Origin of the sequence: Dactylosporangium sp. CA-052675, assembly GCF_050947935.1 — a bacterium.
Lineage (GTDB): Bacteria > Actinomycetota > Actinomycetes > Mycobacteriales > Micromonosporaceae > Dactylosporangium.
On the sequence record NZ_CP192010.1, the window covers coordinates 4,090,184 to 4,105,426 of the forward strand.

14 protein-coding genes are annotated in these 15,243 nt (G+C 72.3%); 9 read left to right on the forward strand and 5 right to left on the reverse strand.

What is annotated here, in order from left to right:
* The first annotated feature begins 12 nt into the window (after positions 1 to 12).
* Positions 13 to 2,511 carry an alpha-xylosidase gene (gene yicI, locus ACQP1P_RS18740; protein WP_433087964.1) on the forward strand — a complete coding sequence of 833 codons (2,499 nt, stop codon included), beginning with the start codon at positions 13 to 15 and terminating at the stop codon, positions 2,509 to 2,511.
* A gap of 75 nt (positions 2,512 to 2,586) precedes the next feature.
* Here the strand turns inward: yicI and ACQP1P_RS18745 are convergent, their stop codons facing one another.
* Entirely contained in the window at positions 2,587 to 3,051 is a 465-nt protein-coding gene (locus tag ACQP1P_RS18745; RefSeq protein ID WP_433090048.1) for an RrF2 family transcriptional regulator, read from the reverse strand.
* Positions 3,052 to 3,139: 88 nt separating this feature from the next.
* On the opposite strand from ACQP1P_RS18745, the gene ACQP1P_RS18750 reads away from it, so the two are divergent.
* Positions 3,140 to 3,877 carry an SDR family oxidoreductase gene (locus ACQP1P_RS18750; protein ID WP_433087965.1) on the forward strand — a complete coding sequence of 246 codons (738 nt, stop codon included), beginning with the start codon at positions 3,140 to 3,142 and terminating at the stop codon, positions 3,875 to 3,877.
* Between the two features lies 1 nt (position 3,878).
* Here ACQP1P_RS18750 and ACQP1P_RS18755 read toward each other — a convergent pair whose 3' ends face one another.
* Entirely contained in the window at positions 3,879 to 4,940 is a 1,062-nt protein-coding gene (locus ACQP1P_RS18755; RefSeq protein WP_433087966.1) for a hypothetical protein, read from the reverse strand.
* A 64-nt stretch (positions 4,941 to 5,004) separates the two neighbouring features.
* On the opposite strand from ACQP1P_RS18755, the gene ACQP1P_RS18760 reads away from it, so the two are divergent.
* Both ACQP1P_RS18760 and ACQP1P_RS18765 read left to right on the forward strand, forming a co-directional pair.
* Positions 5,005 to 6,870, forward strand: coding sequence for a glycoside hydrolase family 5 protein (locus ACQP1P_RS18760; RefSeq protein WP_433087967.1), 1,866 nt, complete (start codon positions 5,005 to 5,007; stop codon positions 6,868 to 6,870).
* A 611-nt stretch (positions 6,871 to 7,481) separates the two neighbouring features.
* Positions 7,482 to 8,324 (forward strand): aminoglycoside phosphotransferase family protein, encoded by an 843-nt coding sequence (locus ACQP1P_RS18765; protein WP_433087968.1) that lies wholly within the window; start codon positions 7,482 to 7,484, stop codon positions 8,322 to 8,324.
* Positions 8,325 to 8,409: 85 nt separating this feature from the next.
* Here the strand turns inward: ACQP1P_RS18765 and ACQP1P_RS18770 are convergent, their stop codons facing one another.
* Positions 8,410 to 9,438 (reverse strand): methyltransferase domain-containing protein, encoded by a 1,029-nt coding sequence (locus tag ACQP1P_RS18770; protein WP_433087969.1) that lies wholly within the window; start codon positions 9,436 to 9,438, stop codon positions 8,410 to 8,412.
* A 384-nt stretch (positions 9,439 to 9,822) separates the two neighbouring features.
* On the opposite strand from ACQP1P_RS18770, the gene ACQP1P_RS18775 reads away from it, so the two are divergent.
* Complete coding sequence (locus ACQP1P_RS18775) at positions 9,823 to 10,212, forward strand: hypothetical protein (RefSeq protein WP_433087970.1); 390 nt, start codon at positions 9,823 to 9,825, stop codon at positions 10,210 to 10,212.
* Positions 10,213 to 10,471: 259 nt separating this feature from the next.
* Here ACQP1P_RS18775 and ACQP1P_RS18780 read toward each other — a convergent pair whose 3' ends face one another.
* A complete protein-coding gene (locus tag ACQP1P_RS18780) occupies positions 10,472 to 10,795 on the reverse strand; it encodes a winged helix-turn-helix transcriptional regulator (RefSeq protein ID WP_433087971.1) in 324 nt (107 codons plus the stop codon).
* A 136-nt stretch (positions 10,796 to 10,931) separates the two neighbouring features.
* Here ACQP1P_RS18780 and ACQP1P_RS18785 point away from each other — a divergent pair, with 136 nt between their 5' ends.
* The 4 genes from ACQP1P_RS18785 (at position 10,932) to ACQP1P_RS18800 (ending at position 14,286) form a co-directional block, all read left to right on the forward strand.
* Positions 10,932 to 11,861: an NADP-dependent oxidoreductase gene (locus tag ACQP1P_RS18785; protein ID WP_433087972.1), complete on the forward strand. Its 930-nt coding sequence runs from the start codon at positions 10,932 to 10,934 to the stop codon at positions 11,859 to 11,861.
* 162 nt (positions 11,862 to 12,023) lie between these two features.
* Positions 12,024 to 12,527: a hypothetical protein gene (locus ACQP1P_RS18790; protein ID WP_433087973.1), complete on the forward strand. Its 504-nt coding sequence runs from the start codon at positions 12,024 to 12,026 to the stop codon at positions 12,525 to 12,527.
* A gap of 57 nt (positions 12,528 to 12,584) precedes the next feature.
* Positions 12,585 to 13,268, forward strand: coding sequence for a HEAT repeat domain-containing protein (locus ACQP1P_RS18795; RefSeq protein WP_433087974.1), 684 nt, complete (start codon positions 12,585 to 12,587; stop codon positions 13,266 to 13,268).
* A complete protein-coding gene (locus ACQP1P_RS18800) occupies positions 13,255 to 14,286 on the forward strand; it encodes a MerR family transcriptional regulator (RefSeq protein ID WP_433087975.1) in 1,032 nt (343 codons plus the stop codon). Before ACQP1P_RS18795 ends, ACQP1P_RS18800 begins: the two co-directional genes overlap by 14 nt.
* Positions 14,287 to 14,307: 21 nt before the next feature.
* Here ACQP1P_RS18800 and ACQP1P_RS18805 read toward each other — a convergent pair whose 3' ends face one another.
* The gene (locus tag ACQP1P_RS18805; RefSeq protein WP_433087976.1) at positions 14,308 to 15,135 is read right to left on the reverse strand and encodes a helix-turn-helix transcriptional regulator; all 828 of its coding nucleotides are present in this window, start codon (positions 15,133 to 15,135) and stop codon (positions 14,308 to 14,310) included.
* Positions 15,136 to 15,243: the final 108 nt, after the last annotated feature.

Here is a 15,243-nt window from a genome sequence, read left to right on the forward strand (position 1 = left end):
AATGGAGCCCGCATGAAGTTCACCGACGGGTACTGGCAGCTGCGCACCGGCGTCGAGCCGCAGTACCCCGTGCACGTCCGCGACGTCGAGGTCCGCGCCGACCGGCTGACGGTCTACGCGCCGGCCAAGCGCATCGTGGAGCGCGGCGACACGCTCAACATGCCGCTGCTGACCGTGCGGTGCACGGCCCCGGCCCCGGACGTGATCGCCGTGCGCGTCACCCGGTACGCCGGCGGCGTCGACCGCGGCCCGCACTTCCGGATCGAGGCCGACCCCGCCGCCTCGCCGAAGGTGACCCGCGACGAGGAGTACGCCACGTTCACCTCCGGCGAGCTCTCCGCCCGCTTCGCCCTCGGCGACGAGTGGCGGCTGGAGTTCACGGCCGGCGGCCGGGTGCTCACCACCAGCCCGCGCAAGGCGATGGCGGCACTGTCCACGCAGGACGGTCACTACCTGCGCGAGCAGTTGGAGCTCGGCGTCGGCGAGACCGTCTACGGCCTCGGCGAGCGCTTCGGACCGCTGGTCAAGAACGGCCAGACCGTCGACGTGTGGAACGCCGACGGCGGCACCAGCAGCGAGCAGGCGTACAAGAACGTGCCGTTCTACGTCACCAGCGGCGGCTACGGCGTGTTCGTCAACGACCCGGGGCCGGTCTCGTTCGAGGTCGGCTCCGAGGCGGTGTCGCGGGTGCAGTTCTCGGTGCCGGGGCAGGCGCTGGAGTACCTCGTGATCTACGGCCCGAGCCCGAAGGACGTGCTGCGCAAGTACACGGCGCTGACCGGCCGCCCGGCGCTGCCGCCCGCGTGGTCGTTCGGGCTGTGGCTGTCCACCTCGTTCACCACGAACTACGACGAGGCCACCGTCACGTCCATTGTGGAGGGTATGGAGCAGCGCGGCCTGCCGCTGTCGGTGTTCCACTTCGACACGTTCTGGATGCGCGAGTTCCACTGGTGCGACTTCGAGTGGGACCCGCAGACGTTCCCGGACCCGGCCGGCATGCTCGCCCGGCTCAAGGCCCGGGGCCTGCGGATCTGCGTGTGGATCAATCCGTACATCGCGCAGCGCTCCGCCCTGTTCGCCGAGGGCGCCGCGAACGGGTATTTGGTCACGTACCCCGGCGGGGACGTCTGGCAGTGGGACCGCTGGCAGGCCGGCATGGGCCTCGTCGACTTCACCAACCCGGAGGCGAAGGCCTGGTACCAGGCGAAACTGCGCGGCCTGCTCGACCTCGGCGTGGACGCGTTCAAGTCCGACTTCGGCGAGCGCATCCCCACCGACGTGGTCTGGCACGACGGCTCCGACCCGGTGCGGATGCACAACTACTACACGCACCTGTACAACGAGGCCGTCTTCGACGTCCTGCGCGAGCACCGCGGCGACGGTGAAGCCGTGCTCTTCGCCCGCTCGGCGACCGCCGGCGGCCAGCAGTTCCCGGTGCACTGGGGCGGCGACTGCTCCTCCACCTTCCCGTCGATGGCGGAGAGCCTGCGCGGCGGGCTGTCGCTGGCGATGTCCGGGTTCGGCTTCTGGAGCCACGACATCGGCGGCTTCGAGGGCACCCCGGACCCGGCCGTGTTCATCCGCTGGATCCCGTTCGGGCTGCTGTCCTCGCACAGCCGCCTGCACGGCAGCGGGTCGTACCGGGTGCCGTGGCTCTTCGGCGACGAGGCGGTCGCCGTGCTCGGCGAGTTCACCCGGCTCAAGGCGCGGCTCATGCCGTACCTCTTCGCGGCCGCCGTCACCGCCCACCGCGAGGGCGTGCCGGTGATGCGGCCGATGGCCCTGGAGTTCCCCGACGACCCGGCCTGCTCGCACCTGGACCGGCAGTTCATGCTCGGCGACTGCGTCCTCGTCGCCCCGGTGTTCAGCGCCGGTGGCGACACCACGTTCTACCTGCCGGCGGGCCGCTGGACGGACCTGCGCGGCGGGGAGGTGCTGACCGGGCCGGGCTGGGTCAGCCGCCGGTACGGGATCGGCGACCTGCCGGTGCTCGTCCGGCCCGGCTCGGTCATCGCACTGGGGGCGCGCGACGACCGCCCCGACTACGAGTACGCCGACGGGGTGACGCTGCGCGTCTTCGAGCTCGCAGACGGCGCGGCCACGACCGTCGAGGTCCCCACCCCGCAAGGCCGGCCCGCCGCCACGTTCACCGTGCGCCGGGCCGGGGCCGTCGTCGAGGTGCGCCGCGGCGGGAGCGCGGCGCCCTGGCGGGTGCAGCTGGCCGGCGTCGACACGGTGGCGGCCGTGGACGCCGGCCGGCTGGCTCCCGCTGACGCCGACCGGCTGGCTCCCGCTGACGCGGACCGGCTGGCTCCCGCTGACGCGGACCGGCTGGCTCCCGCTGACGCGGACCGGCTGGCTCCCGCTGACGCGGACCGGCTGGCTCCCGCTGACGCGGACCGGCTGGCTCCCGCTGACGCGGACCGGCTGGCTCCCGCTGACGCGGCGTCGGCCGGCGTCGTCATCGAGGCGGACGCCGACACCGAGCAGGTGATCGTCCGCCTCCCGTAGGCCTTGCTCGCTCCGCTGGTGGAGCCGGGGCCGGCGCTCACGTGTGGGGTGGCGCCGGCCCTGTCCACCACGGGCTCACCCCAGCCATTGCCGGATGCCGTCGAACGTGCCCGGGCCGTAGTCGCTCGTCACGCCGGCCGCCAGGTCCGCGATGGTCACATCCCGCAGCGCCGCCCGCCATGCCTCGTCGGCGGCGATCATCGCGCGGTGCACCGGGCACGGGACCGTGCACGCCTCGGCCGGGGTGGCCAGCGGGCCGCGCCGGCGGATCTCGGTGCAGGTGAAGGCCGGGGTGGCGCCGTCGACCGCCTCGACGACGTCCAGCACCGTGATGTTCGCCGGGTCCCGGGTCAGCGCGTAGCCGCCGGCGTGGCCCTGCACCGAGTGGATGAGCCCCGCGCGGGCCAGGCTCTGCAGCTGCTTGGCCAGGTAGCTGCCGGAGACGTCGTGCAGCTCGGCCAGGCGCGCGGCGGGCACCGGCCCGGCGGCCGCGGTCAGGACCACGCAGCAGTGCAGCGCCCACTCGACACCACCCGACATCTTCACCCGGCCATCCTACTTGACTCGGACATGATGTATCCGGGTACAGTCTGTCTCGGACAAAACTTATCCGAGTTAGGGGATGGTCATGAAGGTTGTGGTCTTCGGCGGCACCGGGCTCATCGGCCGCAAACTGATCGCGCTGCTCACGGCGGCCGGGCACGAGGCGGTCGCCGCGTCGCCGAGCTCGGGGGTCGACACGGTCGCGGGCACGGGCCTCGACGAGGTGCTCGCGGGCGCCGCCGTCAGCGTCGACGTGACGAACTCGCCGTCGTTCGCCGACGACGACGTGCTCGCGTTCTTCCGCGCCTCGACGGCGCACATCCTGGAGGCGGCGTCGCGGGCCGGCGTCGGGCACCACGTCGCCCTGTCGATCGTCGGCGCCGACCGGGTGCCGGACGGCGGCTACCTGCGGGCGAAGGTCGCGCAGGAGGACCTGATCACGAGCGGGCCCGTGCCGTACACCATCGTGCGCGCCACGCAGTTCTTCGAGTTCGCCGCGGGCATCGCGGCGGCGTCGACCGGGCCGGACGGCACCGCGCACCTGACGCCGGCGCACCTGCAGCCGGTGGCGGCCGACGACGTGGCCGCGACGCTCGCCGACGTCGTGCGGGGCGAGCCGGTGAAGGGCATCGTGGAGGTCGGCGGCCCGGAGAAGATCGGCCTGGACGAGTTCGTGCGCCGGGCGGTCGGGTCGGACCCCAAAGTCGTGACGGACCCGGCGGCCCCCTACTTCGGCGCCGTCATCGCCGACGACTCCCTGGTGACGGGCCCGGGCGCGCGCATCGGCGGCATCACGTACGCGTCCTGGCTCGCGGAGCGCTGACTCAGGCGTACGCCGCGCGGTCGTAGGGCAGGCCCAGCTCACCGAAGACCAGCCCGGCCGAGCCGTTGCGCGGGTCCCACAGGTCCTCGTTCGCGGCCAGGGCGCGCAGGTACTCGGCGCGCTGGGGCTCCGGCAGCGCCTTGAGCAGCGGGCCCCAGTCGCCGTGCACGGTGTGGACGGTCGCGACCGGGGCCAGCGCGAGCGCGGCCGGGAGCAGCTGCGCCGGGTCCGCGACCCGCTCCACCGCGGCGGCGATCAGCGGGAACCGCACGCGCGTCGGCAGCTGCGGCGGCTTCGACGTGAACCAGGTGTCGGTCGCGGCCGGGTCGCGCAGTGTGGCCAGGAGCTCCCGCGTGGCGGCGGGGTCGTCGGCCAGGGCCGGTGCCAGGGCGGCGCAGGCCCGTACACCCGGATGCGGATCGGACAGGAACGCCCTCGGGGCCAGGCCCAGCTCGCCCATGGCCAGCACCAGGGCGGCGCGCTCGTCCGGGCCGGCCGTGGCGGCTCGGCCGGCGAGCAGCTCCTGCAGCCCGGGGGCCGGCGGCAGCACCGCGGCGCAGGCCCCGATGGCGTGACCGGCCGCAGCGCGTACACCCGGATCCGGATCGGACAGGGCGGCCTGCGCGGCGGCCAGGATCGCGGGGACGACCGCGCGGCAGCCGGCGATCGCGCGGGCGTAGACGGCGTTGCCGAGCAGCTCGTCGCCGTAGATCGCCTCGTCGTCGTCCTCCTCGATGGCCGCGGTGACGGCCGCCTCGACGTCCTCCCACGCGGCGAACCCGGTCAGGTCGAGGGCCGGCTGGGCGGCCTCGGCCACCGCGGCCAGGAAGTTGAGCAGGTTCGCGCGCAGGGCGGGGTCGGGCACGCCGGGAAGGATCTCGGCGACGGTGGCGGCGGCCGGCGGGGTCGCGATCCAGGGGGTGCCCTGGTGGATGACGGCGCCCCACAGGTGCCGCATCGCCGCGCCGCGGGCCGCCTCGTCGTCGCCGGTGAGGGCGGCCAGGTGACCGGGCGTGTCCTCGGCCCGGCTGTACGCGTGCAGCAGCATCCCGTAGTCCGTCACGCCGAGCACGGTACCGCCGCCGCGCCGAGCCCCCGGGCCTGGGTTTTCAGCTACGCTCATCGATATGAAGCGGGTTCTGCTCGTGCTGGCGCTGGTGGCCGGCCTCATGCCGCTCGTGAGCTTCCGAACGACCGCGACCGCCGCGGAACCGCAGTGGACGCCGCCGCTGAGCACGCGGGGGCGGTACATCGTGGACGCCGACGGCCGCCGGTTCAAGCTCAAGGCCGGCAACTGGCACGGCGCGAGCGGCACCTGGAACGGCTCCGGCGACCCCGAGGCCGACGCCAACCACCACGCGGGGGAGAACTCGGGCCGGGTCCCGCTCGGGCTGGACCGGGTGGCGCTGGACACGATCGTGGCGCAGTTCGTGGCGACCGGGATCAACAGCGTCCGGCTGCCGTTCTCCAACGAGATGGTGCACGACACCAGGCCGGTCACCGACGCGGCCGTGGCCGCCAACCCGGCCCTGCGGGGTCTCACGCCGCTGCAGGTCTACGACGCCGCCGTGGCCGCGCTCACCGGGGCCGGGCTCGCCGTGATCCTCAACAACCACACCAACACCACCCGCTGGTGCTGTGGCGTGGACGGCAACGAGCGATGGAACGCGAGCCAGTCCGACGACACGTGGCAGTCCGACTGGCTGTTCATGGTCCGCCGGTACCGCACCAATCCGCGCGTCGTCGGCGCCGACCTGTACAACGAGGTCCGCCGCAGCGTGTGGGACGACCCGAACTGGGGCCTCGGTGACAACCACGACTGGTTCGCCGCCGCCCAGCGCCTCGGCGACCGGATCCTGGCCGAGGCCGACCCCGATCTGCTGATCATCATCGAGGGGATCAACTGGACCGGCATCCCCGTCGACGGGTTCGCGCACGGCCGCCCGACCCTGGAGCCGGTCCGCACCCTCTCGCCCGCGCTCGTGCGCTCCGGCAAGCTCGTGCTGGCGGCGCACTTCTACGACTACACCGGCCCGCACCACAGCGGCGCCACCGGCGTCGGCGAGACCAGCGACCCCCGCTACCGCGACCTGAGCCGCGACGAGCTGTTCGCGACCCTGCAGCAGGAGGCGTTCTACGTCGCCGACGAGGCCGCCCGCCACTACACCGCGCCGCTGTGGGTGAGCGAGTTCGGCATCGGCCGGTTCGGCAGCGACGCGAAGAGCCGGGCCTGGTTCGCCAACTTCGTCGATTACCTCGTCGCGCACGACACCGACTTCGCGTACTGGCCCCTGGCCGGCTGGCAGGACAACGGCACCGGCAACGGGTGGGCGCTGCTGAGCTGGGACCGCTCCGGTCACCTGCTCGGCATCGACGACGGCGGGGACTGGCGGGCCGCGGACTGGCACCGGCTCGTCGCCGCGCCCGGCCGCACCGGCGTCGTCGAGCCCGTCGCGCACTGGTCGATGCTGAGCCCGGACCACGGCGACTTCGTGCAGTCGCTGCGGATGCGGGCGCTGCCCGACTGGGACCCGGGCGCGCGCAAGGCCGCCTGCCCCGACGGGCAGCGGCTGGCCGGGCTCGCCCGTGACGGCAACCGCGGCCTGTGCACCGACGCCGGGCCGGCGCTAGCGTGGCCGGCCCCGTCGGCGGCGCAGGTGGTGACGAGCGAGCGGTACGTCACGACGGACTGGGCGGGCGGCTACACGAAGTTCCAGTGCCCGGACGGATCGTTCCTGATCGGGTACGCCGTGCGCGGTGCCACGGTCTCCAGCGCCCTGTGCGCCCCGTCGGGGGCCGCGGTGCCGTCCGGCGGCCGCACGGTGTGGTTCGACCGGGGCGACAACCGGCCCGCCGAGGCGCACGGCGGGGACTTCGCGAGCGGGCACTACAAGGGGCAGTGCGGGGACGGGGAGTACGCGGCGGGCATCGCCTTCACGCGGCGCGTCGGCTCCAACGGCGCCCCGGCCGCCCTGTACTGCCGCGGCCTGTAGCACCTGGCGGCGTGTGACGCCGCCCTGAACGTACTGTTGTTGTCGCGGCTTGAGGACTCAGCGGCGGCGGGCGCCGGCCATCGTGACGCCGCCCTGGATGTGCTGTTCTGCCGCGGTTTCTTGCGCACGACCTGTACACGACGCCACCACGGCGGCCGCCAACGCACCAGGATGCCGGTGCGGCTTCTCGTCATGCCGGGACCGTATGGGCTTCCCGTCCCGGCGCCCTGGCACGCTTCCGGGAAATAACCCGGTGCGGCGCCCGCGCCCCGGTGCCTAGACTTGGCGTCGATCGCGGTGCGCAGCCGGCGGATACTTCTGGTGATATATGGGTTCGAGTCCCGTTCCCCGCCGGCGCCTGGATCTCGCGATCATCGAAGCATCCGGTGTGCCGGAGCAACTCCGCGGCGACCTGATCCGGGTCGGCGCCGGAGGCGAACATCGGCCGAGCCATGTCCGCCAGGAGGTCGCTTCCTGCACGGAACTCGTCCAACTCGGTCACGAACGCAGCGTATCGCCGGCCGGGAGCACGGTGTCGCCATCGCCGCCACGAACATCCCGCCACGGGTCACCGGGCTGTGTCACACTCCGTCGTGCGTATGCGGTGCTCGGTGCCGTTGCCGGCGAGCATCTGCGGCCGCGAATCCGCCGCCGTGCTGAGCGGCCGTCTCGGTATCGTGCTGCGCATGGCCGATCAGGTGTTGCAGGACGACCCCCATCGCCAGGTGGTGCGAATCGGCGATACCGTGCGCCGTCCTATGCACCCGTGGTCGCCTACCATCCACGAGTTGTTGCAGCACCTGGAGAGCGTCGGATTCCCGTACGCGCCTCGGTTTCTCGGCATCGATGCTGATGGTCGTGAGGTTCTCACCTACCTCGACGGCGAATCGGGCGGCGCTGCCTGGGCCAAGGTCGTCGAGGACGCCGGTCTGCTCGCGATGGCGCGTCTTCTGCGCGATTTCCATGAAGCCGTACGCGGATTCCGCCCGACCGCCACGGCGGGATGGGCAGCCCATGACGGAAGCTTCGGCGCGGACGAATTGGTTTGCCACGGCGATTTCGGGCCCTGGAACCTGGTGTGGCGAGGCCTTCAGCCGGTTGGCATCCTGGACTGGGACTACGCGTGGCCCGCCCTGGCCGTTCACGATGTCGCCTATGCGCTGGAGTACGTGACACCGTTTCGCGACGATCGGATGTGCATCGAGTCGTTGCGCTATCCCACACCGCCGGATCGGCGGCGCCGAATGGAATCCTTCGCCGGGGCCTACGGGCTCACGACGACGGCCGGGCTTGTTGACGCCGTCATCACCCAGCAGCACCAGGTGTGGCTGCGGGCTCGGCACCTCGCCGCAGCGGGACGACAGCCCCAGCTCGCATGGCAGGAAGCCGGCGTCCTCGATGAAGTCGCGAAGCGGATCGACTGGAGTCGCACCAACCGGCACCTGTTCGAGTGACGAATCAACACATCGGCAGAGTCGTGAGCCTCGTCTACACCGCAGGCCAGGTGGACGGCGAGGATGTAGTTCGGGTGGCGGTCGCTCAGACGCGCTTCTTGCAGGCGAGCACGAAGTTGTCCACCAGCGAGGTGAACATCGACGACGCATCGACGTGATGGGTCGATCGAACCCAGTCGGTGAACACCGCTCGCAGGCCGAACTTCTCGACCTCGGCGGGCCATCGCTCGGCCGGCCAATGGTCGTCGGCGGGCTGGTCGAACTGGTACCCCAGCGGACCGACGTGCACGAAGGTTCCCCCCGGAGCGAGTATGCGAGACACCTCGGACAGCAGCCGACTGGGCGGTACGACGTCCGAGAAGTACAGCGACGCCACGGTCGAGAAATAGCCGTCGGGATATGGGCAGTGCAAGGCGTCCGCGATCGCCCAGTCCACCGAGTCCAGCTCGACGCCGAGGCTCGACGCGGTGTGCTGTTGGCGTAGGTCGGCCTCGGATCGCCGGTTCCGCCGGTCGAGAACGGTGAAGCGCAGCGGTCCGTCGCGCAGGAAGTCCCTGAGGAGGCCCATGGGAACTGACAGCTCCATGGCGTGTGTCGATGCGAAATGCGGCGACAACTCGCTCGCGAACCGCCCGGTGCCCGCACCCAGGAGCAGGATCCTCGAACGCTCACCGCCGGCGTTGTCCAGCGCCTTGAGAGCCGCCTGGGTGACGTCCCGGATCTCCTCCTCACACGCTGGTGTGCCGCTCCAGTCTCGGCGCAGGTAATGCAGGGACTGCACCGGCGAGTACGAGTTTCGAGACCTTACCGGCGGCCGGGCGGCCGCGGTGGCCAGGACGGACCGCACGGTCAGCAACGGGCTGATCGCATCCGTCATCCTGTCGCAGATGTCGTCCAGCAATGTCGTGTCCGGTTGGACCGTTTTCCCGTGAGCCCGGTTGCTCTGGCGGTATTCGACGATGCGCAGAGCCTCTTCCCCGAGATGGCGATACGGGGCGGGGCACAGCACGGGCATGCCCCGGATGACGGGATACCGCACGTTGCAACCCGTGCAGTAGAACCCGTCGTGCGTCGCGAAGCCGGCCCGGCAAACGGGACAGACATAGCTGGTCAACGGTCTCACCCCCAGTGTCGACTGTTCAGAACACGGGCAGGACACTAAACCAAGTACTTGGCTCACAGAACCTGCATGAGGTGTTGGAAGGCCGACTCGGACCGCCCGGCCGCGACGTTCGGCGCGCACCTGGATCTGAGCGGTCACCGTTGACGGCGTTCCCCTACACCGGCGAGATCGAGGGCCGTCGCAGTCGGTACCGAGCGCTATGCGGCTACTTGTGCGGGGTTTTCTGGTCGACCCGAGCGAGCGGATCGGTGACGGCGACGACCGGGTGCAGTGCTTCGAACGCGGTCTGCGGAACGTCCGCGACGGCGTCGTCCAGCACTGGATCACATCGTCAGGGAACTTCCGGTTGGAACGGGGTGGAACACCTTCTGGGACATGAGCACTTTGCGTACGAGCGGCGCCGCCGCACTGGCCGCCCTGACCACGATCGGCACCCTCCTGGTGAGCGCCGGGCCGGCCCACGCCGACATCACCGTCGACTCAGCCATCTGCCTGCAGAACGCGACCGGCGCCCTGACGTCGTCGAACCCGGTCGTCGCGGCGCCCGGGCATCCCACCTTCGAGTGGACCGCGTCACTGCCGTACACGCAGTGCGCCCAGTCCAACGGCCACCTGTACCTGGTCGACAACGGCGTGGCGACGCTGTTGCCGGCCAACTCCGGCAACGGTGTCGAAGGCGGCCCCGGGCGGCACCTGCTGATCCTGCGCGTGAAGACGTCGCTGGGCCAGCGGGACCTGTCGTCGGTCACGTTGACCACGGTGTAGCGATCGCGGAGGAGGGCGGCCGGTCAACGGGGCCGCCCTCCGCCAGTCTGTCGGCCAGTCCGTCGGTGCGACACCGGTGCCCGGGCTGGCCCAGCCATGGCCCAGGGCCGCCGACAGCGTCTGCCCGGCGGGACGCGGTACCTCGGCTGTCCTCAGCTCGGCATCCATGGACAACGGCAACGGCCCCGCGGGCGCATCGCGGCAGAGGTGGATGTCCCGGTGGCGTTCGGTGGCTCGCCGGCAGCCTTCCTGGATGGCGTCAGCTGTCACGGCGATCGAAGTCCTGGCGAGATGCGAGGATTTGCCGCGCGTGCTGTTTCGACCAGTCGGCGATCGCAGTGGTCAGCGTGCCCGCCTCGACGCCCAAGGGCGTCAGGCTGTACTCGACGCTGGGCGGGGTCGTGGGATGCACCGATCTGCGGACGAGCCCGTCGCGCTCCAGCGCACGCAGCGTCTGGGTCAGCATCTTCTGCGTGATGCCGTCCAGCAGCCGGCGAAGCTCGTTGAACCGGATCGGTCGTTCGTCGCTGCGCAGCGCGGCCAGCACGTAGAGCGCCCACTTGTTCGCGAGCACCTCCAGCACGGTCCGCGACGGACACGTGCGCGGAAAGGCAGTCTCCATGAGGTACCTACATACCGTATAGGTGCCTACTTCACAAGGGATACCGCCTTGCAGCAGCATCGACGTAAGCCGACCGGCGAACGGAGATGAGCGAACCATGCGTGCGGTGAGTCAGCGGGCTTTCGGCGGCCCAGAAGTCCTGGAGATCATCCAGACGGGGCGTCCAATGCCGGGCGCCGGCGAGGTGCTGGTGCGTGTCCGGGCCGCATCGATCAACCCGGCGGATTGGAAACGGCGCGCCGGCCTCCTGCCAAGATTCGGTCCGCCGCCGTTCACCCTCGGGCTGGACCTGGCCGGAACCGTCGCGGCGGTCGGCGGGCCGAGCCGGTTCCATCCCGGTGACGCGGTCTACGGGGTCTCGCTGCCCCAGGGCAGCCACGCTGAATACGTCACCGTCGCCGAGCAGTCCCTGGCACCTGTCCCGGCGAACCTGGACCTGACCCACGCCGCCGCAGTACCCACGGCGGCGCTGACCGCCTGGCAGGCCTTGATCCAAGTCGCTCAAGTGAAACCCGGGCAACGAGTCCTCGTCCACGCCGCGGCCGGCGGAATCGGCCACCTCGCCGTGCAGATAGCCAAAGCCCACGGCGCCTATGTCCTGGGCACCGCCAGCACAGCGAAGCACGACTTCCTGGAAAAGCTCGGCATCGACGAGGCCATCGACTACACCAGCACCGACTTCGCCGAGGCGGCCCACGACATCGACGCCGTCATCGATCCGATCAGCGGAGCGTACGGACCACGCTCACTGGCGACTCTCAAAAGGACCGGCATTCTGGTCGACGTCCGCGGCACCGGACCCGACCGGGATCCGATCCACGAACTCGCCCGCGAACACGGCCTCCGCTACACCGTCTTCGGCTTCACCCCGTCCGGAGACGACCTGCGCCAGATCAGCACGCTGATCGAACGCGAAGCCCTCCGCGTGATCGTGGACCGTACATTTCCGCTGGAACAGGCGGCCGAGGCACACCGCATCAGCGAGTCCGGCCACGCCACCGGGAAAATCGTTCTGACACTGACCTGACAATGCCACCGCTCGATCCCCGGCGTCCGGTGCGCGCTCATCGGCATTGCAGTGCCCCGGCCGGTGATGGGTGGCCGCTGCGCGACGTGGTCGGCCCTGGGCTCGTGGTCGGCGGTCGGCGTGCCAGCCGCGTCCCGCGGGCGGGTCAGTAGTGTGGCGGGTATGGAGGCACATCCTCGAGCGCTGCCGCTGCCGGAGCTCGAGGCGTTGTTCGGCGTCCTGGTGACCGTGCACGCCCAGCTCACGACCGACGAGCTTCCCCCGGAGCTCGTGCGCCGGCTCCTCGAACGGCTCACCGACCACGGCCCGCTGCCCCGAGGCGCGTCGGCCGGAGCGCTGAACGCGCTGCTCGCCGACCTGTGCCAGCGCATGCACTGGGCGATGTCCGACGACTACGGCGACTACCCACCCCCAGCACCGCGGCGAACCGTCCACCACGTCGACCTCCCGGACGACCCGGGCACCGTCGACGCGTGCGTGGCGGACCTGGCGGAGCTCGGCGCCGAGGTCAGCGATCAGACCGAAGGCCGGACGCGTCCGGGTCATCGGCACATCGCCGCGGCGTTTCCCGAGCTTCCGCCCGATCCGGGCCACCATGCCCGGGTGGCGCAGCTGTCAGCGCTGGCCCAACGCCACGGAGGACGGTACGCCGGCTTCGGCGCCTGATGCGCGGGCGAACACGGGCCTTGACCTTCTCACTGTGTCAAGGCCTTGACTGACCGCATGAACGCGACATCCACCTACGATGACGACAGGCGGCTCGCGGACGCGCTCGGTGCGGCCCAGGCCTCGACGCGGCTCAAGGCGGCTCTCGCGATCGGGACGCGGGCCGGCGACGGGTACGCCGACGTGCTCGTGGCACGGTGTGCGGTCGAGCCGGACTTCTTCGTGCGCGACATGCTCACGTGGGCGCTCACCCGCCTCCCGCGCGAGGTCACCGTGCCGCGGCTCGTCGCCGAGCTGACGTCCGGGCGGGCGCAGGCGCGCGCCCAGGCGCTGCACACGCTGTCGAAGATCGGCGACGCCGGGGCCTGGCCCGCGATCACGGTCGCGTTGCTGCGCGACGGGGACGACGAGGTCGCGCGGGCGGCGTGGCGGGCGGCCGTCGTGCTCGTGCCCGACGGCGGGCGGGCGGCGCTCGCCGCGGAACTGGGTACGCAGCTCGGCCGGGGCGACCGCGAGGTACAACTGAGCCTGAGCCGGTCCCTCGCCGCGCTCGGGGACGTCGTCGAGCCGGTGCTGCGGGCGGCCGCGGCGCACCCCGAGGCCGGGGTGCGGGCGCACGCCGCCGCCACCGAGCGGCTGCTGCGCGATCCGGACTCGGCGTTCGAGCCGGACCTGAACGCGGCGAGGCGGGTCGACGCGCTCGGGCGGGAACGGGAGGAGCAGTTGCGTGCTGATCGGTGAGGTGGCGCGCCGGTCCGGGGTGAGTGCGCGGATGCTGCGGCACTACGACTCCCTCGGGCTGGTGCGCCCGACCGGGCGGACGGTGGGCGGATACCGGGAGTACACCCCGCAGGACGTCCGGCGGATCTTCTACGTGGAGGGCCTGCGGTCGCTCGGGCTGTCGCTGCGGCAGATCGCGCGCACGCTCGAGGACCCCGGGTTCACGCCGTCCGCGCTGGTCCGCGACCTCATCCGGCGGACCGGGGAGCGCCTCGAACGGGAGCGGGAGCTGCTCGACCGGCTCCGGACGGTCGACGCGGCCGGGCCCGCCGCCTGGCCGGACGTCGCCCGGGTCGTGGAGCTGCTGCACGGGCTGGCCTCGCCGAGCGCGGCGCGCCGGCAGCAGGCCGCCCTCGCGCCGGCCGAGGCCGCGCCCGTCCCCGCCGACGTGCTCGCCCGCGCGGTGCTCACCGAGGCCGACCCGAACGTGGCCGGGGCGCTGCGGTGGGCCCTGGCGCGGGCCGGGGGCGACGGGGTCGCGGGGCTGGCCGCGGGGCTGGGCTCCGGCGACGCGGAGGTCCGGCGGCGGGCGGTACTGGCGCTCGCGGAACTGCCCGAGGACGAGGCGACGGGGCTGCTGGCGGGGGCGCTCGACGACGAGGACGAGGCGATCCGCCGGCAGGCCGCGCTCGCGCTGGGCGCGCGGGGGGTGACCGCGGCCGTGCCGACGCTCGTCGGGATGGTCGTCGAGGGGCCGAACGACGTCGAGGCGGCCGAGCTGCTCGGGGCGCTGGCCCGGGAGGGGGAGTGGGGCGCGCGGATCCTCGGCGCGCTCGTCGCCGAGCTCGCCACGCCCGGGGCCGGCCCGGACGTACGGATCCGGCTGACGCAGGCCCTGGCCGAGCTGCCCGGGACCCTGGCGCTGGACACCCTGCGGCGCCTGGCCGGCGACGAGGACCGGCCCGTGGCCCTCGTCGCCGGGGCCCTCGCGCAGATGGTCGAGGCCGCGGCCGGGACGGCAGCGGGCAGCGCCGGCTGACGCCCGGGCGTCCCGCGAGGTCTACAGCAGCCGCAGGCGGTCGGCGTGGGGTGTGCCCGGCTCGGCGGTGAACACCAGCATGACCGGGCCGGGGTTGCCGGGCAGCGGGTAGGTGTCCCAGTCGAGCACGACGTCGCCGACCTCGGGGATGCGGAACGTCTTGGTGCCGCTGACCGATTCGCGTACGTCGTGGCGCCCCCACAGCCGCCGGAACTCGGCGCTGCGGATGCTCAGCTCGCCGACGATCGCGGTGGCCCGCGGGTGCGTGGGGTCGGTGGCGACCGCGGCGCGCATCATGCCGATGTAGTCCAGGGCCTGCTGCTCCCAGTCGGGGCAGGTGCGCCGGCTCGTGAGCGTGTCGTCGAACATCAGCAGCAGCATGTTGAGCCGGTCCGGCGGGTAGCCGTCCGGGTCGCCGAGCAGCGCCACCGCCTTCGGGTTCCAGTCCAGCAGGTCCAGGTGGCGGCCGAGCACGACCGCCGGGGTGTCCATCACCCGCAGCAGCCGCCGGGTGCTGTCCGGCACCCGCTCCGGCGCGCGCTCCACCCGGGCCGGCACCGGCCGGCGGGCGGCGTGGGCGAGGGTCAACAGGTGCCGGCGCTCCTGGTCGTCGAGGCCGAGGGCACCGGCGAGCGCGTCGAGCACGTCATCGGACGGCCGTACCTCGCGCCCCTGCTCCATCCGCTGGTAGTAGTCGGTGCTCAGCCCGGCCAGCAGGGCCAGCTCCTCGCGGCGCAGCCCGGCGACCTTGCGGCGGCCGCCCGGCTCCAGGCCCACGTCGCGCGGGCGGAGGCGAGCGCGGCGGGCGCGCAGGAAGTCGCCGAGCTCGCGGGCGTACGGATGGGTCATGGGGCAAGTGTGCCGCGCCGCCGGGCGCCCAGGGTAGGTCCGGCAGAACGACGGAAGCCGGGCCCGGGGCGCCTAGCGTCGTGTCGACCACGACATTTCCCGGAGGCC